Genomic DNA, 24,231 nt, shown 5'->3' on the forward strand with positions numbered 1-24,231 from the left:
TAGAGACGTGTCTTCTCGCAATAAAAGCTCCTCCCCCCCCTCCAAAGGGTTTTCGCGGAGGAGAGGGGGGCCGCCACCCCCCCCCCCCACGCAAAAAGAGACGTCAGCACCACAACCCGGGACCGGGGGGGCGGGGGGCGGTGGGCGGGCCCCCCGGCCGCGGAGGGGGGGGGGGGGGCGGTCCTGGTCCTCGGTCCCGCCCCGCCTCGTTCGCGTCTTGCGAGAAGTGCGCGGTTAGTCTTCGACCTTGAACACGAACTCGATTTCGACGGGGGCATCGAGCGGCAGCACGGAGACACCCACAGCCGAGCGCACGTGGATGCCGAGGTCACCGAACACGCGACCCAGGAACACTGAAGCGCCGTTCGCCACACCGGGCTGACCGGTGAATGAGGGGTCGGAGGCCACGAAGGCCGTCACCTTCACCACCTGCGTAATCTTGTCGAGCGAACCGATCACGCCACGCGCGGCAGCCAGGGCGTTGAGCGCGCAGAGCCGCGCAAGCTCTTCAGCCTGCTCTGGCGCGACGAGGCCTTCGCCCTCACCGACCTTGCCCGTGGCGGGCAGCTGCCCGCTCACGAAGGGGAGCTGCCCCGCCGTGTACACGTAGTTGCCGTCGCGCAGCGCCGGAACGTAGGCGGCAACCGCAGCGGCCACCTCGGGAATCTCGTAGCCGAGATCGCTCAGGCGCTCCTCGATCACAGACGTCATTTCAGGCCTTCCTCTTCAAATATGCGACGTTGCCGCCAGCCGGGCCCTCGATAATCTGCACGAGTTCCCACCCCTGGGCGCCCCAGTTGTTGAGGATCTGGGCCTCGTTGTGCAGCAGCAGCGGCGTGACGAAGTACTCCCAGCGAGGTGCTTCGGTCGATTCACTCACGTGCGGATCTCCCTCGGTATGTGCGGTGACGGTGCATTGCGGTCGACGGCGAAACAGGCCGTGGGGCCTGCCGCCTTGCTGTTTTGTCAGCTATGTCGCTTACCCTTGATTCTATGACCCGTCAGACATCTCAGTCCGCGCGCGTGCGCACCTTCAAGCCGCGCAGCGCGGGTGGTGCCCTTGGCGGCATCCTCGGTGCCGTCGCGATGAGCGTGATCGCCGGAGTGCTCGTCACCGCAGCCGTCACCCCTGTGGTGGCGTTGAGCGGCCACACCGCGAAGACCGCAGTCGATATCTTCGAGAAGCTCCCGGGCCACCTCGATCCAGGCCAGCTGGCCCAGCCCTCGACCCTCTACGCGAAGGGGTCTGATGGGGCCGACTACGAGCTGGCAACGTTCTACGACCAGAACCGCGAGATGGTCGGCTGGGATGCCATCTCCCAGTACGTGAAAGATGCCGCGGTCGCCGAGGAAGATCCGCGTTTCTACACCCACGGCGGTGTCGACATCCTGGCGACGAGCCGCGCGGTGCTGCAGAACGCGGCCGGCCAGAATCTCTCGGGCGCGTCCACGATCACGATGCAGTTCGTGCGCAACGTGCTCATCCAGGAGGCGTACTCCATCCAAGACGAGGAGGCGCGCGACAAGGCCTACGAAGACGCGATGCGCCAGGATGCCGACCGCAAGCTCAAGGAGATGCGCTACGCGATCAGCATCGAGAAGCAGTATCCGAAGGATGAGATTCTGCTCGGCTACCTCAACATCGCCCTCTTCGGTCGTCAGATCTACGGCATCGAGTCGGCGGCGCAGTACTACTACGGCAAGTCTGCCAAGGATGTTTCGCTTGCGGAGGCTGCGAGCCTGGTCGCCATCGTGAACAATCCCTCGCTGTATCAGCTCGACGTTCCCGAGAACCTCCCCGCGAACCTTGAGCGCCGCAATAAGATTCTCGACAGCATGTTCAAGCACGGCAAGATCACCGAGGCCCAGCACGCCGAGGCCATCGCCACGCCGATCGAGCCGCAGATCACGCCGCGCGTCGCAGGCTGCTTCGTTGCCGAGCAGAACTATGGCCTCGGCCACTTCTGCGACTACGTGCTGCGCTATATCAAGCAGGATCCGAACTTCGGCTCCGATCCCGCTGAGCGCGAGTTCCGTTTCCGCCGTGGCGGTTTCAAGATCTACACCACCATCGATCTTGATATCCAGGCAGCTGGGCTCGCAGCCATACGCGACACGGTGCCGGCACTCATGGACGGTATCAAGGTCGGTGCCGCAAGCGTCAGCACGCAGGTGGGCACCGGTCGCGTGCTGGGGATGGTGCAGAACCGACCCTTCAACGATGCTGAAGCGTTCCTCAGCGAGAACCCCGGATACACCACGGTCAACTACAACACCGACTTCGACTACGGCGGCTCGAACGGCTTCCAGGTCGGGTCGACCTTCAAGCCGATTACGCTGGCCGAGTGGATACGCACTGGCCACTCCGTGCGAGACATCGTGCAGATGGACGGCCGCACCGTGCAGTTGCAGTCGTTCCGCGACTCCTGTTCACCCGATGGCGTCTACGGCTACGGCCCCTGGACCTTCCAGAACGACAACCTCGGAGTGCGAGGCAACCGCCCGGTGCTCACCGCGATCACCCAATCGGTGAACGGCGGCATCGTGTCTATGCAGCAGAAGATGGACCTCTGCGACACCTACAAGCTCGCCGAGAAGCTGGGCATCCACCGCGCCTCGAAGCAGATGCACGACCAGAACTTCGACAACTACGGCACGACGAAGCTCACGCGCGTTCCCTCCGGCACCTTCGCCGGCACCGACGAGATCGCGCCGATCACCATGGCTTCTGCTTTTGCGGCCTTCGCCGGCAACGGCACTGTGTGCACCCCGGTGCCTATTGATCAGATCCTCGACACGAACGACGAACCAGTGCCGTTTACGAAGACCAAGTGCACCGAGGGCGTCGCCCCAGAAGTCGCTTCAGGCGTGGCCTACGCGCTCGAAGAGACCGTGAAGAACGGTCTCGCGCGGCACGCCCGCTCGCCCTACGGGGTGCCACACCTCGCGAAGACCGGCACCACCGACGACATCATAGACAACTGGACCGTCGGCGCAAGCACCACTGTCGCCACGGCCACCTGGGTGGGCAATGCCGACCCCATCTGCTACGAAGACGGCGTTTGCGAGCGTGTTTCCACCCAGCCCTTTGGCAACCTCATGTTCGCGGATCAGACGATCTGGCCCGCCATGATGAACGTCGCCGATCAGAAGTACGGCGGCACCGCGTTCCCGCAGCCCAGCTCGGCCTCGATCCGCCAGACCATGGTGACCGTGCCCGACACGAGGGGCAAGTCTTTCGACGAGGCCACCAAGTTGCTCACCGACGTCGGTCTGTCGGTCTCCGACGGCGGCGAGATCGACTCCTCGATCGCCCAGGGCCTCATCGCTCGCTCGGACCCCGATGGCGGAGCTTCTGTAGCACTGGGATCGGGCATCACGCTGTATCGCAGCAACGGCCAAGCGGTGGTCGTTCCTGACGGGCTCGTCGGCGCGACTGGTGCCGATGCGGAAGCCCGCCTGAGATCCGCCGGACTCAACGGTGCCGACTTCTCCTGCCAGGCTGGCGGTAAGCCCGACCCGAAGAAGGACCTTGTGGCCTCCACAGATCCCGCGAGCGGCGCAGAAGCGCGCGGCAACAGCAAGATCTCGGTCGTGCTCGCCTGCGCAGACAAGGGTTGAGCCGGTGAGTTCTGCGCAGCGCACCGCTGCGGCCGTTCTCGGAACGGCCGCAGCGGGGTTCGCCATCTGGTCGACGCTCATCGAACGGCGCCTCTTCACCGTGCGTCAGCACACCGTACCGCTCCTCCCCGAGGGCGCGGTACCGATCCGCGTGCTGCAGCTCTCCGATCTGCATCTGGCTCCCTGGCAGTCCCAGAAGATCGATTGGGTGCGCTCGCTCGCCCAACTACGCCCAGACCTGCTGGTGCTCACCGGCGACCTGATGGGGCATCTGCAGGCCCGTCCTGCGCTGCTGCGCGCACTGCGCCCCCTGGTGGAGTGCACGCCAACGGTCTTTGTGCACGGCTCCAATGACTACTACGGGCCAGTGTTCAAGAACCCTACCCGCTACCTCATCGAACCCAGCCGGCTCAGCACGCGCAGGCCCGACATCGACAACACGAAACTCACCGCCGGCCTCGAAGAACTGGGCGCGATCAACCTCAACAACAGTGCCGCCCAGCTCGAGCTGCGCGGCACTCGCGTCGAGCTGTTCGGGATGAATGACCCCCATGTGCGCTACCACGACCCGGAGGCGATGCGCTCGGCTCTGCACGCGCTGCGCGCTGAGCACGACGAGGCCGCCGACCGTGGTGGCAACCCGCTGCGTCTCGGTGTCGTGCACGCGCCCTACCAGGAGGCTCTGGGTGCACTTCTCGACGAGGGCGCAGACGTGATCTTCGCAGGGCACACCCACGGTGGCCAGGTGCGCGTGCCAGGTGTGGGCGCGCTCACCGCCAACTGCGATCTGCCCACCGCGCAGGCCCGCGGGCTCAGCGTCTGGTACGACGCGCACCGGGCCGCGTTCTTGAACGTGAGCGCCGGCCTCGGCAACTCCATCTACGCTCCGGTGCGCTTCGCGTGCCGCCCGGAGGCGTCGCTGCTGACGCTTGAGGCGGCCCACTGAGCTCAGCCCCATGCGGGTCCTGGCAAGACCGCTGCACGGGCGCAACCGAAAACTGCGGGCACACGACAGAGGGGCGGAGATCCGATGTGATCCCCGCCCCTCTGTCGTACAACGTGGTTACGCCGCGAGCTTCGCCGCAACAGCCTCCGCGATCTGCACAGCGTTGAGCGCAGCACCCTTGCGCAGATTGTCGTTCGAGATGAAGAGCACCAATCCGCGACCCTCAGGCGCCGACTGGTCTTCACGGATGCGCCCCACGAAGGAGGGATCCTGACCTGCCGCTTCAAGCGGGGTGGGAACCTCGCTCAGCTCGACGCCGGGTGCGTCTGCGAGCACCTCGCGAGCGCGATCAGCGGTGATGGGGCGCGCGAACTCGGCGTTGATCGAGAGGGAATGGCCAGTGAAGACGGGCACGCGCACACAGGTGCCAGCGACACGCAGCTCAGGCAGTTCGAGAATCTTGCGGCTCTCGTTGCGGAGCTTCTTCTCCTCATCGGTTTCGCCTTCGCCATCATCGACGATCGAACCGGCAAGTGGCAGCACGTTGAAGGCGATGGTCTTGGTGTAGACCTCGGGTTGCGGGAAGGTCACTGCGGAACCGTCGTGCACGAGCCGCTCGATTCCGCCGGCCTCGACCGCGGCGCCAGCCTGGCCGGCAAGCTCACGAGCGCCGGCAAGCCCCGAACCGGAAACCGCCTGGAAGGTGGTGACGATCAAGCGCTCCAGCCCGGCCTCGCTGTCGAGCGCCTTCATGACAGGCATTGCGGCCATGGTGGTGCAGTTGGGGTTGGCGATGATGCCCTGCCCAGCTTCGACGACGCCGTCGAGTGCGTGCGGGTTGACCTCGCTCACGACGAGCGGCACATCGGGGTCGAGGCGCCATGCGCTGGAGTTGTCGATGACGATGGCTCCGGCCTCAGCGAAGGCGGGGGCGTACTTCTTCGATGCTGCGCCGCCCGCTGAGAACAGGGCGATGTCGATGCCTGACTTATCGGCGGTGTCTACGTCTTCGACAGTGATCGACTCACCGCGGAACTCGAGTGTGGACCCTGCGGAGCGAGCGCTCGAGAAGAGGCGCAGGCTCTTGATGGGGAAGTCGCGCTCGTCGAGCAGGCGGCGGATGACCGCGCCCACCTGACCAGTCGCGCCGACGACGGCGACGTTGAAGCTCAGCTGCTCTGCCATGTGGATTCCCTTCAGCGGCCGGTGCCGGCGTAGACCGTGGCGTCGGTGTCGGAGTCGAGGCCGAAGGCGGTGTGGAGCACGCGCACGGCCTTGTCCATGAGATCTGCACGGGTCACGACGGAGATGCGGATCTCGGAGGTCGAGATCATCTCAATGTTGATGTCGGCCTCGTACAGCGCGCGGAACAGCTGCGCCGAGACGCCGGTGCTGGTGCGCATCCCGGCGCCGACGACCGCGACCTTCGCGATCTGGTCGTCGTACTGCAGGCTCTCGAACTCAAGCGTCTCGCGCTCGGCCTCGAGCGCTTCGATGACGCGGCGGCCATCGCCGAGCGGAATCGTGAACGAGATGTCAGTGCGGTTCGTGTGCGCGGCCGAGACGTTCTGCACGATCATGTCGACGTTAGCGTGGGTCTTCGCCACGATCTCGAAAATCTTGGCAGCCTTGCCAGGCGCGTCGGGCACACCACCGACGGTGACCTTCGCCTCGCTCTTCTCAGCGGCGATACCTGTGATGACCGGCTCTTCCACCTGATCTCCCTTCGGATGCCCCTTCTGGGGGTCGTAGACGATGGTGCCCTGCTCGTCTGAGAACGAGGAGCGGACGTGCAGTGCGACGCCGTGACGGCGGGCGTACTCGACAGCGCGCAGGTGCAGCACCTTGGCGCCGGATGCCGCGAGTTCGAGCATCTCCTCGGCCGTGATCGCATCGATCTTGCGAGCCTTGGGAACGACGCGCGGGTCGGTGGTGAAGATGCCGTCGACGTCAGTGTAGATTTCGCAGACGTCGGCCCCGAGCGCGGCGGCGAGTGCGACAGCAGTGGTGTCGGATCCGCCCCTCCCGAGGGTGGTGATATCACGGGAATCGCGGCTGAAGCCCTGGAAGCCGGCGACGATCGCGACAGCGCCCTGATCGAGCGCTTCCCGCACCCGGCCAGGGGTGACGTCGACGATCTTGGCCGAACCGTGCTCGGAGGTGGTGATCATGCCCGCCTGGCTGCCGGTGAACGACAGCGCCTCGATGCCCATGCCCTTGATGGTCATCGCCAGCAGCGCCATCGAAATGCGCTCGCCTGCGGTAAGCAGCATGTCGAGCTCACGGGGTGCGGGGATCGGGGTGCACTCCGCTGCGAGGTCGAGCAGTTCGTCAGTGGTGTCACCCATGGCGCTCACCGCGACGACGACCTCGTTGCCCGCGCGTCGAGTCTCGACGATGCGCTTGGCGACCCGTTTGATGCTCTCGGCATCCGCGACCGACGAGCCCCCGAATTTCTGCACGATCAACGCCACGCGGGTCCTCCTCAAGTCTACGCGAAAGACCAGTCTATCTGACCGCGCCGCCCCTCAGATGCGCTGGCCCCGGTCACGCTCCAGGGCACGGCCAGCAAGCCGATCGCGCGACTACTCGATGCTGCGGCGTCCCTCGAATGCGCGGCCCAAAGTGACCTCATCGGCGAACTCGAGATCGCCGCCGACCGGCAGGCCGGACGCGAGACGAGACGCGGGGACCTCGATGCTCGTGAGCAGCCGCGAAAGGTAGGCCGCGGTGGCCTCGCCCTCCAGATTGGGGTCGGTGGCGATGATGACCTCGCGCACCTCGGCCTCACCGAGTCGGCGCATCAGCGCCGGAATGCTGAGATCGTCAGGGCCGATGCCATCGATGGGGCTGATCGCCCCTCCGAGCACGTGGTAGAGCCCGCGGAACTGCCTGGTGCGCTCAATCGCGACAACGTCTTTGGGCTCCTCGACCACGCAGATGAGGCTGTGATCACGGCGGGGGTCACGGCAGATCGAGCAGCGCTCCTGCTCGGTGATGTTGCCGCACACATCGCAGAAGCGCACCTTCTCGCGCACCTCGGTGAGAAGCTCAGCGAGGCGCGACACATCGAAGTTCTGGGTCTGCAGGATGTGGAAGGCGATGCGCTGCGCCGACTTCGGGCCGATGCCGGGGAGCCTGCCGAACTCGTCGATCAGGTCTTGGACGATGCCGTCGTACACGTTGGGTGTCTCCTCGCAGTAGGTGAGTCGGATCGCGCAGGGTCAGGGGGTGCGCGGAGGCAGGGGGCGCTCTTCCACGAAGCGGGCGCCGAGCACCTCGCGCACGACGGCCTCACCGTAGCGGGTGAACGCCGGAGCGGAGCGGCGGGCCGGTGATTCCGGTGCAGCGGGCGAATCGCTGGCCTGCTCCCCCCGCAGCGCAGCAGGCGGATCGCCAGCCAGAGGCGGGGTCGGCAGCCGAGGGGCAGAGCCGTGATCTGGCGCTGGCCCCGCGGGTGCCGGTGCTGCTGGCGCCTCCGCGCTCAGCTGCGAGAGTTGGTGCGGGTTCTGGTCCGGCGCCTGTCCGCCTGAGCTGGTCTCACCGCCTGAGCTGGTCTCACCGCCGGGGCGGGTCTTCCCGTCAGAGTGCTCGGCGGCGTAGGGGTCTTCGGCGACCCCGGCATAGGGGTCGCCGTCGGGGTCGTAGGAGGCGGGGATGTAGTCGTCATCGGCGGGCTCCGAAGCCACAGGGTCTGGCAGCACGGCGCGGGCACCGCCCCGCGAACCGTCCTCGGATACGGGTGGCTGCGCTGGGGGCTCAGGCGCCTCCGCGGTCTCGCCGGGCTGAGCACGAGGCACTGCGGGTGCGAGTGGTGCCCCATCAGCGGGCGGAGCGGGCGGCGGATCCGCCCAGGCCGGCGCGGCAAGCGCTGGGCCGAGCCCGCTCAGTCGGGCTGCTGCTCGCGCGACAGGGTCGTCGGCGTCGCTCACACCACGGCTCGCGGCTCCCGGCGGCAGGCTCGTTGCCGCCGCTTCGTCACTGGAGCTCGCCGTCGACGCGGTCTCGCGTAAGCCGCTCGGAGGCTGCTCAGTGCCAGCGACTCGATGAGGCTCCTCTGCGTCGGGGTCGCGCGGAGCATCCCCTGAGCCATTGCCGCCCTGCGGAGCGGTTTCGCGATTGTCACCGGCCGGAGCAATGCGCTTCGGCACGTACTTGACGTTGATGCCGATGGCCGCGTTGATGGTCTCGCGCAGCGGCCCTGCACCGCTCGCCTTGAAAGCTGCGAGGTCTGACTGAGAGCCGAGCCCCACGGTGAGCACCTCACCGTCGAGCGCGAGAGGCGTCACCACTCGCACTGCGTTCCAGGCCTCGCGATCCGCCTGCAGAATCTCCTCGAGCAGTTCGGGCCACAGCTCGACGAGGTCGTTGAAGCCGCCGGGGGCGGCCTCTGCTTCTGCCCCAGGCACGCCCGTTTCGGAGGCCTCTGCAGCTTCGGAGGCGTCATGCTGCGCAGGCTCGGCTGTCATCTCAGCGGCGGCAACGTCCCCCGCTGGGCGGGCAGCTGGCTGCGTCGTTGCCGCGGCTGCGTCTTGCGAACCCGAGGAGGGAACGGCAGCTGCCTGCTGCGCAGTTGCCTCACCCTGCGGCGGAGCGGGGGGCGCTTGGAACGCTGCGTCACGACCGATCCCCTCGATCTGTGCCGCGCTGAGCACATCGGAGATCGGTCGCCCGAACCCCGCCGCACCCGTGTTGGGGTGGCTCGCCGAGGCCGCAGAGTTCTCAGACGTCGAGGGCAACATGCCCGAGCCAGGAGCCGGGTCATGGCCAGAGGCCGAGGCAGCAGACTCGGTGCTCGCGGTGGCCGGCGCGGTGCCGGCTCCGGCCGGATCTTCGCGCAGGAACTCCCTGATCGACGCCGCGGTCTCGGCTGCGTTCGGCTGCGCCTGAGCGGGCGCCGCCGCGGCGGCCTTCGAAGCGGCCAGAGGAGCAGGGGCGGCATTCGCGGAAGCCGAGGCAGGGCTCGTGGTCGGTGTCGCTTCGGGAGCGGGAGTGTCGTGCAAGGCACCCCTGGCAGCGGCCACCGCGGCGAGCGGGTTGGGCCGGGGCTGCGCGGGAGTGGCAGGCGTGACGGCCTGGGTTAGGTCTGCACGCTGAGCCGCGGGGGCAGCGTGTGTGGCGGAGGAGGGCGCTGCCGCGCCACCCGCAAAGAGGTGCTGCGTGCGAGCTGCTGCTGTCACCGGCTGAGTGGACTGCTCTACCAGGGCGCGGGCGATCATGAGTTCGAGCTGCAGCCGGGGCGCCGTGGCACCGGCCATTTTGTCGAGCGAGCCGCTCACTACATCGGCGATACGCGACAGCTCACCTGGCCCGAAGCTCTGCGCCTGTTCGAACATGCGGGTCAGCTGGTCTTGGGGCACACCCCTGAACACCGCTGCGGCGCCGTCGACCGTTGTTGCGTTCACCACGATGAGGTCGCGCAGCCGCTCGAGCAGGTCTTCGACGAAGCGACGGGGATCCTGCCCGGTCTGCACGACGCGGTCGGTCGCGCGGAAGGCCGCTGCCGAATCGTGGGCGCCCAGCGCAGCAACGACGTCGTCGAGCAGTTCGGTGTGCGTGAAGCCCAGCAGGCCGGCAGCGCGCTCGGATGTGACGAGGTCACTTTCAGAGCCTGCGATGAGCTGGTCGAGGATGGAGAGGGTATCGCGCACCGATCCGCCGCCGGCGCGCACCACGAGCGGCAGCACGCCCGGCTCGACGCGCACGCCCTCGCTGTCGCATAGCGACTGCACGTAATCGATGAGCGTGCCCGGCGCGATGAGCCTGAAGGGATAGTGGTGGGTGCGCGAGCGGATCGTGCCGATGACTTTTTCTGGTTCGGTGGTTGCGAACACGAATTTGACGTGGGGCGGAGGCTCTTCAACGATCTTCAGCAGGGCGTTGAAGCCTCCCGGCGTGACCATGTGCGCCTCATCGATGATGAAAATCTTGAAGCGATCGCGCGCGGGAGCGAAGACGGCCCGCTCGCGAAGGTCGCGTGCATCATCGACACCGCCGTGGCTTGCGGCGTCGATCTCGACCACGTCGAGCGATCCGCCGCCGTCACGGCTCAGTTCGCGGCAGCTGGCGCACACACCGCACGGCGTAGCCGTGGGGCCCTCTGCGCAGTTGAGGCAGCGCGCGAGAATACGCGCCGATGTGGTCTTGCCGCAGCCGCGCGGGCCGCTGAAGAGGTAGGCGTGCCCAATGCGCCCGGTGCGCAGGGCGGTCATGAGCGGTTCGGTCACCTGAGACTGACCGATCATCTCGGCGAACGATTCTGGCCGATAACGGCGATACAGTGCGGCAACCACGGGACCATGCTACCGGCGACCACTGACATTCTTCGTGGAGCGGCTGCGATCCGCTCGCCGCATCTCAAGCGGATCGCGGAGCCTGCCTCACCCGCGTCACGGTCACGCGACGAGAGCGCGGGTCTGCCTGGCGATCTCCGCCTCCTCATCGGTGGGCACCACCAGCACCGCGACCCGTGAATCATCGGCGCTGATGCGACGCGCACCTCGATCCGGCGAGGCATTGCGCGACGCGTCGATGCGAATCCCGAACCATTCCAAACCGGCGCAGACCTCCGCGCGCAGCGCAGCGTTGTTCTCGCCAACGCCGGCAGTGAACACAATCGTGTCAGCCCCGCCCAGCTCCACGAGGTAGGCGCCGAGATAGCGGCGAACCCGGTGCGTGTAGACCGCGATGGCAAGCGCGGCTTCACTGCTCCCAGCATCGGCGGCGGCGCGCACGTCACGGAAATCACCGGACCCCGTGAAGCCACGCAGGCCAGAAGCGTGGTTCAGCAGCGTGTCGAGATCATCGACCGAATAGCCCTCGCGCAGGAGGTGCAACAGCGCACCGGGGTCGACATCGCCGCTGCGCGTTCCCATCACCAAGCCTTCGAGGGGGGTGAATCCCATCGAAGTGTCACGCGACTGTCCGGCCGCAACAGCACACACTGACGCACCGTTGCCGAGATGCAGCACGATCTGACGCAGCGACTCGAGCGGGCGCCCCAAGAACTCTGCGGCACGCCGCGATACCACCTGATGAGAGGTGCCGTGAAAGCCATAGCGGCGGATCCCGTAGCGTTCGGCAACCTCGGTATCGATGGCGTAGGTGTATGCCTCCCGCGGCATGGATTGGTGGAAGGCTGTGTCGAAAACGGCGACGTGGGGCACTCCGGGAAATTGCTCCCGCGCGGCAACGATCGCCTGATATTGCCCGGGATTGTGCAGCGGCGCAAGCGCCCCCAGCTCAAGGATCTGCGCCGCAACCACGTCGTCGATGCGAGTCGGGGCGCTGAACACGCTGCCGCCCTGCACCACACGGTGCCCCACGGCTGCGATACCGAGCGCGGCAACAGGCGTTCCCGCCCGCTCGAACGCCGCAACCATCTCGGCGAACGCTGCCGCATGGTTGGCAACCCGCACCCGCAGCTCCTCCTCACGGCCGTCATCGCTACGGTGCACCAGCTGCCCTTCGGGCTCGCCGATGCGTTCGATCAGGCCTGAGGCGATTCGTTGCTCGGTTTGCGGCTCGATTAGCTGATATTTCACCGACGACGAACCGGCGTTGATCACCAGAATGCTGCTCATGCTCATCGCCCCATTCCGGCCTGCACCGCTGTGATCGCGACGGTGTTGAGGATGTCGTCGACGGTTGCGCCCCGTGACAGGTCGTTGACTGGTTTGGCGAGTCCCTGCAGCACCGGTCCCACGGCCACCGCACCGGCAGAGCGCTGCACCGCCTTGTAGGTGTTATTGCCCGTATTCAAATCGGGGAATATGAAGACCGTTGCGTGGCCGGCGACCGCTGATCCGGGCAGCTTCGCAGCCCCAATCTCCGGGTCGCTCGCGGCATCGTACTGCAGCGGCCCCTCGATCAGCAGATCCGGGCGCGCCGCCCGCGCAAGCGCAGTCGCTTCGCGCACCTTGTCGACATCGGCACCCGATCCCGACTCCCCCGTCGAATACGAGAGCATCGCGACCCGCGGCTCCACACCGAACTGCGCCGCAGTGTCGGCCGAAGACACAGCAATATCGGCAAGCTGCGCCGCAGTCGGATCAGGGTTCACCGCGCAGTCGCCGTAGACCAGAACCCGGTCGGCAAGCGCCATGAAGAACACACTCGACACCACTGAAACACCGGGTCGCGTCTTAATGATCTCCAGGCTGGGGCGAATAGTGTGCGCAGTCGTGTGCGCGGCGCCGGACACCATGCCATCAGCGAGTTGCAGATGCACCATCATGGTGCCGAAGTAGCTCACATCGCGCATCACCTCACGCGCCTGCTCCAGGGATACCCCCTTGTGCGCGCGAAGCGTTGCGTATTCCATCGCGAAGCGCTCCCGCAGCGGAGAGCTCGCCGGGTCGATCACCTCAGCCGCGTCGATCGACAGGCCGAGCTCGCCTCCGCGCTTACGCACAGCCGACTCGTCGCCGAGGATCGTCAGCCGGGCTGTGCCGCGCGCAAGCAGCGTGCTCGCGGCGCGCAGAATTCGGTCATCGTCGCCCTCGGGAAGCACGATGTGGGCGTTCGCCGCAGCTGCACGATCAAACAGTTCATACGCAAACATGACGGGTGTGCGCACTCCCCCGCGGTGCAAGCGCAAACGCTCCCGCAGCACGGCAGCATCCACATGTTTGTCGAACAGGGCGAGCGCCGTGTCGAACTTGGTGGGCGACTCCTCGGTGAGCAAACCGCGAGCGCGGGAGATGCGCTGCGCGGTATCGAAGGTGCCGAAACTCGTGCGCACCACTGGCAGCGTCGAGTCGATCCCGTCGAGCAACTGCTCCACCGCACGCGACAGTTCGAACTCACCGTTCAGCACCACAGCCGCAATGGTGGGGAAGGTGGGCGCCTCGTGCGCCATCGTCACCGCGAGCAGGGTTTCGGCCCGATCCGCCGCGATCACCACAGCCGCGCCCTCAATCAGCCGCGGCAGCACATGCTCCATCGCCATGCCCGCGATCACGACATCGCGCACCTCGCGGGCCAGCAGATCCGCTGAACCGCGCACCAACTCCCCGTCGACAGCCTCGATCACACCGCTCACCGGAGGCGCCACAAGCAGCAGCTCCTCGGGCACCGCCCACACGGGAGTGCCCGCAGGCAGCGAAGCGGCCACCTGACGCTCGATCTCGCCAAGATGCTGCGGGTCGGCGCGGTTGACCAGCGCCGCAAGCACCTCAGCGTGCTCAGCACGAAGCTCAGCGAAGCCCAGTTCAGCGAGCTGCGCGATCTCCGAGGGCGTGCGGGCCGACTGCTGGCCGAGATGCTCAGCCTCCTCATTCGAACGCCCGCCAAGCACCAGCAGCACAGGCGTGTCAAGATTTGCGGCAATGCGCGCGTTGAAGGAGAGCTCGGTGGGAGCCGCTACATCACTGAAATCAGAGCCCACCACCACAACCGCATCGCAGCGATCGCGCAGCCGCCGATACGCCGCCACAATACGGGCCATCGCGGCCTCAGGGTCGGCGTGCGCCTCGTCGTAGGTGACGCCCACGCACGCCTCGTAGGGCGCATCAGCGGTCGTTCGGGAGTGCAGTAGCTCAAGCACACGGTCGCGTTCGGCTGCTGAGCGGATCAGCGGCCGGAAGACCGCAACGCGCGGTGCGTCCGCCCGTAACGCGTCGAGCACACCGAGCGCAACGGCGCTCTTACCAGTGCGTCCCTCGGCCGAGGTGAGGTAAATACTCGCTGCCACACGTCAACCCTACGCCTCTACCGCCGACACTGGCCCCGCCCACCCAACGGCCCTGAGCCTCCCCTCGATATGGGGTACGCCGAAAATGTGGCGTCTCCCCCGGAAATCCCCATATTTTCGGCAGATCCCATATCCCAGGCGGAGGGTTGGGGTTTGGGGTTGGCTAGTGGAGGCCGAGGTCTGGATCGGGCAGCCCGTACTCGTGTGTCAGAGCCGAACGGGCGGCGTACCAGCCGGGAAGGCCGTGCACTCCAGGCCCGGGAGACGCCGACGACGAGCACAGGTAAATGCCCGCCGCGGGCGTGCGCCACGGCTCACGGGCAACAACCGGGCGCGCGAACAGCTGCCGCGGCGTCACCGCACCGGCGCTGAAATCGCCACCGACATAGTTTCGGTTGTATCCGGCGAACTCGGCTGCAGTGGTCACCCGCACATCGAGGATCCTGTCGCGGAAGCCCGGCGCGAAGCGTTCGATCTGCGCAATGACGGCCTGAGACACGTCGACATTCGAGCCCTGCGGAACGTGCGTGTAGCTCCAGATGGGCGTCAACTCAGCACCGCCCTCGCGCACCGGAGCCCGCTCAGGGTCGAATCCGGCCGCCTGCACCAGCAGCACGTACGGGGTGCTGGGGTGTCGACCCCGGGCCACCTCGAGCTCGGCAGCCGCCCCCTCGGCACGGCTGCCGCCCAAGTGCACTGTTGGGGCGGCAGCGACCCGTTGATCCGCCCAGGGAATCGGCCCGTCGAGCACGAAATCGACCTTGCTCGCGCCGTCTCCGTATCTAAAACGGCCGAGCGCACGCCGGTACCGGCCAGGCAGGGCGGAGCCTGCGATCCGCACCAGTCCACGCGCCGAGGTGTCGAATAGCTTGACGCGGTAGGCGGCGAGCTCGCGCACATCGGAGATCGGATGCGCGGTCTCGATGCGCCCGCCGTGCACGAGGAGGTCGGCCGCGAGTGCGTCGGTGATGGCTCGCGATCCGCCCACCGGCACCGGCCAGCCGCGTGCGTGCCCGAGGGCCCCGAGCACCAACCCGACGCCCGCCGAGGCGAGCGCGGGCATGCGGCCGATGCTGTGGGCGGCGACGCCGGAAACCAGCGCGGGTGCTGCTGGCTCACTGAACCGCGCGTTCCAGAGCGGCGTGCCCTGTTCGACGGTGCGCAGCGCGGTGAGTATCGCGGCCAGCGGATCGCGCGGCCAGCGCAGCATAGAACCGCCGAGCGCGAAATCGACAACACCCTCAAGATGCTTGAGCAGCGGCCGGTAGAGGCGGGCGTAGGCGGGCCCATCTCGGCCGAGTTCTGAGGCGGTGCGTGCTAGATCGCGGTAGGCGATGGCTGCCCGATCACCGCTGTGGACGCCGTCGAGGGGGTTGGCGTAGGAGGCGTCGGGAACCACGAAGTTCACGCGGCGTTCAAGATCGAAGGCGCGGAAGAATCCGGTGGCGAGGGCCATGGGGTGGATCGCGGAGCAGACGTCGTTCAGCACGCCCGGGCGCACGAACTGCTGCGTCCGGGTGCCGCCGCCGATGGTCTCTGCTGCCTCGAACACGGTCACCGGAATGCCGGCGCGCGCGAGCGTGACCGCCGCAGCCAGGCCGTTCGGCCCGGCCCCGACAACGGCGGCACCTCCTGAGGTCATGTGCCCAGCGTAGCGTCAGGCCCGGTCACCGAGCCCGTCAACATAGAAAGACCCCCCTACACGCTCCGACCCAGCGCCGCGCCCACCGACACCAGCAGGCTCACACACATAGAAAGACCCCCCATACACCTGGCAGAGCCCGACTACCCTTGCTTCGTTTCCGACCTGGGGGAGTTCGCCGAGATGCCACCGCATGGGGGGCCTTACTAGTCTAGCCGATGTTCTCCTCGGTGTCGTTCACGGTGCTTGCTGCGGCGCGCTTGCGGCGCAGGGCGATGGCCGCTGCAACGGCTGCCCCACCGAGCAGCACGAGTGCGACTGCTCCGATGATGAGCGGCGTGTTGTTCTCGCCGCCGGTCTTCGACAGGGTCTTCGCCCCGGGCCCGCCGTCGTTTGGCTGGGGTGCGGGGTTGGGTGTTGGTTCGGGGGCTGGGGCGTTCGCCGTGGTGATCGTGATCGATGACGCGGCACCGGCCTTCCCGAGGCCTGAGATCGGGGTGACCCGGGCGGTGTAGCGAGTGGCGGCAGTGAGCCCGGTGAAGGCGTGACTCAGCTGCTGCGCGCCTAGCTGCGCCGTTTGCACGGAGTTCGCGGGCAGCGGATCGCCGGTGAACAGTTCGACCAGGTAGCGGTTCGCGTTCGCTGCGGCCTGCCAGCCGATAGTTGCCGTGGAGTGGGTGACCGCGGTGGTGGCGAGTGCGGTCGGCTGGGCGGGCACGGGCGAGTCTGCGTAGATCCGCTCGAGCAGCGCGTTCGCGTCAACGATGCCGGCACCGAAGACCTCGGCGTCGGAGAAACCCGTGTAGGGGTTCACCGGTCCGCCTTGTGCGGTGCCGCGGGCTGTTCCGATCACCAGCTGTCCGAGTGCTGCGCCGCGCAGTTCGGGCGAGTATGACAGGCCGAGCGCTGCGACGGCGGCCGCATTGGGCGCGGCGGCCGAAGTGCCGTAGAAGCGGTACTCGGGAGCACCGGGGGCGCCTTCGTCTTCTCCGAAGAACGTGGTCTGGGTGCCGTCGACCGCGGCGATGTGCGGCGTGTTCACGATCACGGGTTCGGGAAGTCGCGCGGATGGTGCCGCGGCGTCGATGCGCACCGGCTCGTAGAGCAGTGTGCCGGGGCCGAGCGAGCTGTAGTCGCGCACCTTCTGGGTGTCGTCCCAGTGCAGTGAGGCGACGCTGATGCCGGAGCCGTCGCCGCCGTGGCCGAACACCGTTTCGCCGACCCAGTCGGTGGCGGCAGGGCCGAGATTCGCATTGCCCAGGTGGGTGCGCTCCGCGATGGCGGGGCCGCCACGGATGAAGGAGAGGAACACTGCCGGTTTGCGCGCGGCGGGGTCGTATCCGGTGCGCACCATCACCATCCGCACCTCGGTGTCTTCGTTGACGACCACGCTGCCCGTGAACCCCGGGTGGGCGGGAGCAAGCTGTGAGGCTCGGCCGATCAGCTGGACGTCGTTGCTCGCGGCGTCTTGCACTTCGTAGAATCGCAGCTCGTAACTTGTGGTGACCCCGTGGAGCGGTTCGCCGATGGAGCCGAAGGGACGCATCTGTGCTTGACCTCCGTTGAGGCCGCCCCGGATCTTAAGGGTGTCGTAGGGGGTAGTGACCGAGGGGTCGGGGTCGAAGTCGAGGCAGTCGGCGGTCGGCGGGGGCGTGCCGATTGTCGGGTCACCCGTCGGCTCGAACACCCAGCTCGGGCAGGCGGTCTCTCGGTATGCGGTGGTCTGCCACGATGAAATGGGCTTGCCGGTGCTCGCCCCGCTGGTGCCGATAGCTGCGGAGTTGCCGGCCGAAGTGAAATAGGTGATGCCTTGAGCCTTGACCTGCTCGATGGCAACTGAGACAAGGCTCTGCTGATAGTAGGTTCCGCTCAAGAATGAGATGTCGTCGACGATGATGTCGGCGCCGGCGTCTGCGAGCTTGAAGATGTTACTCGCCATGTCGAGCTCGCTCGATCCGGAGTCAGCGAAGAGCAGTTTCGCACCGGGTGCGATGCCGTGCACGAGCTGGGCCATGGCGCGGCCTTCGTCGCTGGCCCCGACTTTCCCGTCGGAGACGATGTCGACGGGCAGCTTACGCCCGCAGGGGTTGTCTGCGCCCGGGAGTGCACCCGTTGCGACGTCCTGTTCCCAGCTCCTGGGGGACGAAGTCTGATTGAAGGAGTCGGAGATGATGCCAATGGTGACGCCGGTGCCGTCTACGTCGAAGCCGTCGCGCGCGAGGTCGGCGTGCAGCGGCGCATCCGCTTCGATGGGGATGGGCCCGCACGGGGCTCCCGCGGGGGTGGCCGCGGCGGGGCCTAGGGCTTTGCCGGTGAGCGCCGCGATCTGGCCGGGCAGACCGGCGACGGCGGCAGATCGGTCGGTTCCGCTGAACGGTCGCAGTGCGGGAATGGCGCTCACGACGCCGGGCACCGCTGCGAGCACGTCGAGCTGCTCGGGGGCGATGGTGACGGTGGCCGCGGCGAAGCCGGTCAGCACGGTCTCGATCTCGGCTCCGGCTGCCGTGACGGCGGCGAGTTGCGCGGAGTCGGGCACGTCGGTGAAGGTCACCGACACGGTGAGGCGGTCGGCCCCGTCGAAGGTGAGACTGCCTTCGCCTGCGACAGGCAGCGACACCGCCTCAGCGATCTCCTGGGGTGTCGTTGCACCCGACTCTGCGGCTTCCACGATGCGTTCGGAGAGGCCCCCCGAAGGGGCTTGCTCCTCACCCTCCGCGTGTGCCGGCGTAGTGAACAACATCAGCATGGGGAGCGCAAGAGTTGCTGCGATCCCCCGGCGCATCGATGCGCGCATAGTCTCCCCTGTCCGCGGATGCCGTATGGCGTCCGACCAGAGCAGACACTACCCGAAAACTTGAACACAGTCCACAACTGTAGGAGCTTTTGCCCAGGCGAGACGGGCACTGAGTGCAGCAGCCACCCGTTCGAGATTGCCAAGAGCCCCTAGTCGGCTGCGTGGAGCGGCGTCACAACGCCGCTCCACGCACTCAGGAGGTGGTGGTCTCCTCGCCTGAGTCTGCCTCCACTACCCCGACAGAACCGGTCGCAACCGCTATTGCACCGGTGAGCAGCTCTTCTGCGTGGGCCTCATCAACCTCACCCGCGAACTGCGCCTGATAGAGCTTGTAGTATGCTCCACGCTTCGCCAGCAGCTCTTCGTGGGAGCCCTGCTCGACGATGCTGCCGTTCTCCATCATGAGAATGGTGTCGGCGTCGCGGATCGTGGACAGGCGGTGCGCGATGACGAAGGAGGTGCGGTCGGTGCGCAGCGCGCGCATGGCCTGCTGCACGAGCACCTCGGTGCGCGTGTCGACCGAGGAGGTGGCCTCGTCGAGGATGAGCAGCGACGGATTCGCAATGAAGGCGCGCGCGATCGTGAGCAACTGCCGCTCACCCGCCGACAGCGAGGAGGCATTCTCCGAGATCTCGGTGTCGTAGCCCTCGGGAAGCTGCCGCACGAAGCGGTCGACCATCGTGGCGGTCGCGGCCTCGACGACCTCGTCATCGCTCGCGTCGAGGCGCCCGTAGCGAATGTTCTCGCGGATCGTGCCGTCGAACAGCCATGCGTCCTGCAGCACCATCCCCACCTGGCTGCGCAGCTCTGCACGCGTGAGGTGGGTGATGTCGACGCCGTCGAGCCTGATGCGCCCGCCGTTCAGCTCGTAGAACCGCATGATGAGGTTGACGAGCGTGGTCTTGCCCGCACCGGTCGGCCCAACGATCGCAATCGTGTGGCCGGGCCTCGCTTCGAGCGACAGGCCCTCAATGAGCGGCGTCTCGGGGTCATAGCTGAACGAGACGTTCTCGAACTCGACGTGCCCGTCAGTGCGCTCGGGCAGACGCTCGGATGCCTCATCGGGCTCCTGCTCGTCGGCGTCGAGCAGATCGAAAGTGCGCTCGGCGGAGGCCACACCGGACTGCAGCATGTTCGCCATGCTCGCCATCTCGCTGATGGGCTGCGAGAACTCGCGCGAGTACTGGATGAAGGCGGTGACATCGCCGAGCGTCATCTGGCCGGCGGTGACGCGCAGCGCTCCAACCACGGCGATGAGCACGTAGCTGAGGTACTGCACGAACTGCATGGCAGGCATGATCGTGCCCGACAGGGCCTGCGCCTTGTAGGAGGCATCGAAGAGGCCTTCGTTGCGGCGGTCGAACTCTTCGGTCATCTCAGCATCCCTGTTGAAGATGCGCACGAGCTCGTGACCCGTGAACGACTCTTCGATGTGGCCGTTGAGTTCGCCCGTGTGCTTCCACTGCGCCACGAAGAGCTTCTGCGCGCGAACGCCGACGACGCCCGCGATGATGCCCGAGAGGGGCAGGGCGATGAGAGCGATGAGCGCGAGCTGCCACGACACGATGAACATCATCGCGGTGATGCCGATCACCGTCAGCACCGACTGCACGAGCTGCGAGAATGCCTGCTGCAATGCCTGCTGAATGTTGTCGACGTCGTTGGTGACGCGCGACAGCACATCGCCACGCTGGCGCCCGTCGAAGTAGCTGAGAGGCAGCCTGTTGATCTTCGCCTCGATGTCGCGACGCAGCTGGTACACGATGCGCATCACCATGCGGTTCAGCAGGTAGCCCTGCAACCACATCAGGAAGGACGCCACCAGGTAGAGCGCGAGCACGGCGAGGATCAGGCGGCTCAGCAGACCGAAATCGATGCCCTCGCCGGGCACCACATTCGCGCCTGCGAGCACATCGGCGAACTGCGAGTTGCCCTCGGCGCGAGCCCCCGCGATGATCTGTTCGATGGGCACACCGGCAGGGAGCTGTTTCCCGAGGATGCCGTTGAAGATCACGTCCATCGCCTGGCCGAGAATCTTGGGGGCGATCACGGTGAGCACCACCGAGGCCACGACCAGCAGCACCACGAGCGAGAACAGCCATTTCTCAGGCGCGAGAAGGCCGAGCAGTCGCTTCGCGGACGGCCAGAAATGCTTGGCCTTCTTCACGGGCTGTGAACCGGTCCAGTCTCCATTGTCGGGCTGGTAGTCGTCGGGCAGCTCGAACTCGCCGGTGGTGGCGGCTGCCTCGGCGCGCTTCTTCGTCTTCTTCTCAGCCATCAGGCCGCCTCCGCCTCTTCGAGCTGCGATCGAACGATCTCCTGATAGACCTCGCTCGATTCGAGCAGTTGCTCATGGGTGCCGCGCCCGACGATCTCACCGTTTTCGATCACGAGGATCTGATCGGCATCGGTGATCGTAGAAACGCGCTGCGCCACGATGATGGTCGTGGCTCCTGCCGTGGCCTCTGGCAACGCAGCGCGCAGCCGCGCATCGGTAGCCACGTCGAGCGCTGAGAAGGAGTCGTCGAAGAGGTACACCCGCGGCTTCGCGACGAGCGCACGCGCGATCGACAAGCGCTGGCGCTGTCCTCCCGACACGCTCGTGCCGCCTTGCGATACCGGCTCGTCGAGCTGGCGCTCCTTGGCGCGAACGAAGTCGTCACCCTGGGCAACCCGCAACGCCTCCCACAGCTCCTCATCACTCGCATCGGATCGGCCAAAGCGCAGATTCGATGCGATCGTGCCGGAAAAGAGGTAGGGCCGCTGCGGCACGAGGCTCAGTGCTTCGGCGAGCTGAGCACGGGTCAAGGCGGAAATCGGTGCGCCATCCACGGTGATCGATCCCTGCTGGGGATCGTACAGGCGCAGCATGAGGTTAAGCAGCACGGTCTTGCCTGCACCCGTCGAACCGATGATCGCCGTGGTCTTGCCGGGTTCGGCGACGAAGCTCACCCCGTTGATAACAGGGGCCTCAGCCCCCGGAAACCCGAAGGTGACCCCGTCGAACTCGACGCGCCCCGAGCTCGGGGTCGCTACGGTCTCGGAGGCGGGGAAGGAAAGCGTCGACTCCGTGTCGAGAAGCTGCCTGATGCGCTCGGCGCACACCACTGCGCGCGGAATCATCATGGTCATGAAGACGCCCATCATCACAGCCATCAGAATCTGCAGCAAGTACTGCAGGAACGCGGTGAGCGAGCCGACCTCGACAAGACCGGCGTCGACGCGGTGGCCGCCGAACCAGAGCACGGCAGCGGTGGCGCAGTGCAGCACCATCATGATGACGGGGAACATGAGCACGAAAATGTTGCCGACCTTAACCGAGACTTCGGTGAGGTTGCGGTTTGCTACCTCATAGCGATCAGCCTCGAAGTTCTCGCGAACGAAGGCGCGCACGACCCTGATGCCCATGATCTGCTCACGCAGCACACTGTTGATCGAGTCGACGCGATCTTGCATCTTGCGGAAGAGCGGCAGCAGCAGCCACACCAGAAAGCTCACGATGATCGCGAGCACGACCACCGACACCCACACGAGCCAGGACAGGCCAGCGTCTTCTCGGAACGCCATGATGATGCCGCCGATCGCCATGATGGGTGCCGAAACCATGAAGTTGAGCGTCATCAGCACGAGCATCTGCACCTGCTGCACATCGTTGGTGCCGCGGGTGATGAGCGTGCCTGCGCCAAAGCGGGTGGCCTCGAGCGTGCTGAGCGAATCGACCTTGCGGTACACCTCGCGGCGCAGATCGCGTCCGACACCCATCGCGGTGCGTGCACCGAAGTAGACCGCCACCGCCGCGGTGAGGAGCTGACCCAGCGAGACAATGAGCATGAAGCCGCCCGTGCGCCAGATGAACTCGGTGTCGCCGCGGGCAATGCCGTTATCGATGATCTGTGCATTGAGGCTCGGCAACCACAACGCGGCGATTGTGGAGAGCAGCTGCAACACGACTACCGCCGCGATGAACGGCCAGTACCGTTTCGCGTGTCGAAGCGTCAAAGAGATGAGGGCCACGAGAATCCTTTCGTCGTGTGCCATTCTGCGACGCACCACCGACATTCATGGCCAGTCGGCGGCAACGGAAGGGCCCAACCCGTGTCAGCGGGGGCCTCATATCGGATCAGAACAGCCGGGCAACTGTACCAGCTTCCGGCTCCGACCGCTACCGGCAGACCCCCGAATACGCGAAAGGGGCGGAACCACCCGAAGGTGATCCCGCCCCTGCTTCGCTGTGCGAAGAGCCGAAGTCCGAGAGGACTTAGACGAGCTTGACGCCCGCGCCAGCTTCCTCGAGCTTAGCCTTGGCCGCCTCGGCGTCCTCCTTCTTCGCGCCCTCGAGCACGTTCTTGGGGGCCTCCTCGACGAGAGCCTTCGCCTCGCCCAGGCCCAGGCCGGTCAGCTCGCGCACGACCTTGATGACCTGGATCTTCTTGTCGCCAGCCGACTCGAGGACGACGTCGAACTCGTCCTTCTCCTCGACGGCCTCGGCAGCGCCACCGGCGGCCGGAGCAGCGGCGACGGCAACCGGAGCGGCAGCCGACACGTCGAAGGTCTCCTCGAAGGCCTTGACGAACTCCGAGAGCTCGATGAGGGTGAGCTCCTTGAACTGCTCAAGCAGCTCTTCAGTCGAAAGCTTAGCCATTGTGTATCTCCTTGATGTTTGCCCTCACGCGGTGCGCGAGAGGCGGGTGTTTGTGTAGCGAAACGGCGTATGCCGATCCTTACGCGTCCTGCTTCTCCTGCAGCGCGCCGAAGCCGCGTGCGGCCTTGGCGGGCAGAGCGTTGAACAGCTGTGCCGCACCGACCAGAGCAGCCTGCATGGCGCCGGCGGCCTTGGCCAGCAGCACCTCGCGGCTCTCGAGATCGGCAAGCTTGCCTACCTCAGCGGCGGTCAGGGCGTTGCCATCGAAGTAGCCCGCCTTCACCACCAAAAGAGGGTGTGCCTTGGCGAAGTCACGCAGAGCCTTGGCGACCGCAACGGTGTCACCGTGCACGAAGGCGAGAGCCGAAGGACCGGCGAGCTCGTCATCGAAAGCGGTGATCCCGGCGTTGTTGGCCGCAATCTTGGTCAGCGTGTTCTTCGCCACAGCGTACGTCGCGTGCTCGCGGATGCTGTTGCGGAGATCCCGCAGCTGGGCAACCGTGAGACCGCGGTACTCAGTCAGCAGAACGGCGGTCGACTCTTCAAACTTCTGCTGAAGATCGGCAACCGTAGCGTCCTTCGTAGCCATGGCGCTCCCTAGCTTGTCGTACCCGTGCAGCGGATGCCGCTCGGGGGCCGTGCCGCTCGGATGCTCCCCTGAAAACAAGAAAAGCTCCGGCGCGCACGCACGGAGCTTCTGTGAAGAATTGGGATCGGGATCCCACTCTCAAGGAGTTCGTACCTGCGCAGGTCTTCGCTTACGCGAACGTTACGGGATTCTGACGAACCCTACCGACGGTCTGTGGCCGTAGAGAACCCTACCACACCACACACACAAATGCGATCCGCTCCTCCTCCAGGAGCGGATCGCATCTGTCAGCTGAATGCCTTG

General features: G+C 66.4%; 16 protein-coding genes and 1 other RNA gene. 2 read left to right on the forward strand and 15 right to left on the reverse strand.

Features of this window, described 5'->3' with window-relative positions; all coding sequences use genetic code 11:
- Positions 1-234: 234 nt before the first annotated feature.
- Both WFL22_RS05435 and WFL22_RS05440 read right to left on the reverse strand, forming a co-directional pair.
- The gene (locus WFL22_RS05435) at positions 235-711 is read right to left on the reverse strand and encodes a RidA family protein (protein WP_336991811.1); all 477 of its coding nucleotides are present in this window, start codon (positions 709-711) and stop codon (positions 235-237) included.
- A 1-nt stretch (position 712) separates the two neighbouring features.
- A complete protein-coding gene (locus WFL22_RS05440) occupies positions 713-880 on the reverse strand; it encodes a DUF4177 domain-containing protein (RefSeq protein WP_017883616.1) in 168 nt (55 codons plus the stop codon).
- A 113-nt stretch (positions 881-993) separates the two neighbouring features.
- On the opposite strand from WFL22_RS05440, the gene WFL22_RS05445 reads away from it, so the two are divergent.
- Positions 994-3,621, forward strand: a complete 2,628-nt coding sequence (locus tag WFL22_RS05445; protein WP_336991812.1) for a transglycosylase domain-containing protein — start codon at positions 994-996, stop codon at positions 3,619-3,621.
- A 4-nt stretch (positions 3,622-3,625) separates the two neighbouring features.
- Positions 3,626-4,567 carry a metallophosphoesterase gene (locus WFL22_RS05450; protein ID WP_336991813.1) on the forward strand — a complete coding sequence of 314 codons (942 nt, stop codon included), beginning with the start codon at positions 3,626-3,628 and terminating at the stop codon, positions 4,565-4,567.
- A gap of 117 nt (positions 4,568-4,684) precedes the next feature.
- On the opposite strand, the gene WFL22_RS05455 is transcribed toward WFL22_RS05450, so the two are convergent.
- The 13 genes from WFL22_RS05455 to rplJ all read right to left on the reverse strand — a co-directional run bounded on the left by WFL22_RS05455 (position 4,685) and on the right by rplJ (position 23,928).
- Positions 4,685-5,752 carry an aspartate-semialdehyde dehydrogenase gene (locus WFL22_RS05455; protein ID WP_336652805.1) on the reverse strand — a complete coding sequence of 356 codons (1,068 nt, stop codon included), beginning with the start codon at positions 5,750-5,752 and terminating at the stop codon, positions 4,685-4,687.
- Positions 5,753-5,763: 11 nt separating this feature from the next.
- On the reverse strand, positions 5,764-7,041 hold the full coding sequence (locus tag WFL22_RS05460; RefSeq protein WP_336652806.1) for an aspartate kinase: 1,278 nt from the start codon (positions 7,039-7,041) through the stop codon (positions 5,764-5,766).
- Positions 7,042-7,152: 111 nt separating this feature from the next.
- On the reverse strand, positions 7,153-7,749 hold the full coding sequence (gene recR / locus WFL22_RS05465) for a recombination mediator RecR (RefSeq protein ID WP_336991814.1): 597 nt from the start codon (positions 7,747-7,749) through the stop codon (positions 7,153-7,155).
- Between the two features lie 42 nt (positions 7,750-7,791).
- A complete protein-coding gene (locus WFL22_RS05470; protein ID WP_336991815.1) occupies positions 7,792-10,860 on the reverse strand; it encodes a DNA polymerase III subunit gamma and tau in 3,069 nt (1,022 codons plus the stop codon).
- Between the two features lie 102 nt (positions 10,861-10,962).
- On the reverse strand, positions 10,963-12,150 hold the full coding sequence (locus WFL22_RS05475; protein WP_336991816.1) for an acetate/propionate family kinase: 1,188 nt from the start codon (positions 12,148-12,150) through the stop codon (positions 10,963-10,965).
- A gap of 2 nt (positions 12,151-12,152) precedes the next feature.
- Positions 12,153-14,261, reverse strand: coding sequence for a phosphate acetyltransferase (pta, locus tag WFL22_RS05480; RefSeq protein WP_336991817.1), 2,109 nt, complete (start codon positions 14,259-14,261; stop codon positions 12,153-12,155).
- Positions 14,262-14,424: 163 nt separating this feature from the next.
- Positions 14,425-15,903, reverse strand: a complete 1,479-nt coding sequence (locus WFL22_RS05485) for a phytoene desaturase family protein (RefSeq protein ID WP_336991818.1) — start codon at positions 15,901-15,903, stop codon at positions 14,425-14,427.
- 109 nt (positions 15,904-16,012) lie between these two features.
- An RNA gene (gene ffs / locus WFL22_RS05490) (signal recognition particle sRNA small type) lies at positions 16,013-16,109 on the reverse strand.
- A 5-nt stretch (positions 16,110-16,114) separates the two neighbouring features.
- Complete coding sequence (locus WFL22_RS05495; protein ID WP_336991819.1) at positions 16,115-18,697, reverse strand: S8 family serine peptidase; 2,583 nt, start codon at positions 18,695-18,697, stop codon at positions 16,115-16,117.
- A 193-nt stretch (positions 18,698-18,890) separates the two neighbouring features.
- Positions 18,891-20,975, reverse strand: coding sequence for an ABC transporter ATP-binding protein (locus tag WFL22_RS05500; RefSeq protein WP_336991820.1), 2,085 nt, complete (start codon positions 20,973-20,975; stop codon positions 18,891-18,893).
- Complete coding sequence (locus tag WFL22_RS05505; RefSeq protein WP_336652814.1) at positions 20,975-22,711, reverse strand: ABC transporter ATP-binding protein; 1,737 nt, start codon at positions 22,709-22,711, stop codon at positions 20,975-20,977. Before WFL22_RS05505 ends, WFL22_RS05500 begins: the two co-directional genes overlap by 1 nt.
- Before the next feature lie 244 nt (positions 22,712-22,955).
- Positions 22,956-23,339, reverse strand: coding sequence for a 50S ribosomal protein L7/L12 (gene rplL / locus WFL22_RS05510; RefSeq protein WP_336652815.1), 384 nt, complete (start codon positions 23,337-23,339; stop codon positions 22,956-22,958).
- 79 nt (positions 23,340-23,418) lie between these two features.
- Positions 23,419-23,928 carry a 50S ribosomal protein L10 gene (gene rplJ / locus WFL22_RS05515; protein WP_336652816.1) on the reverse strand — a complete coding sequence of 170 codons (510 nt, stop codon included), beginning with the start codon at positions 23,926-23,928 and terminating at the stop codon, positions 23,419-23,421.
- Between the last annotated feature and the right edge of the window lie 303 nt (positions 23,929-24,231).

Source organism: Leucobacter sp. VD1 (assembly GCF_037150695.1).
Taxonomy (GTDB): domain Bacteria; phylum Actinomycetota; class Actinomycetes; order Actinomycetales; family Microbacteriaceae; genus Leucobacter.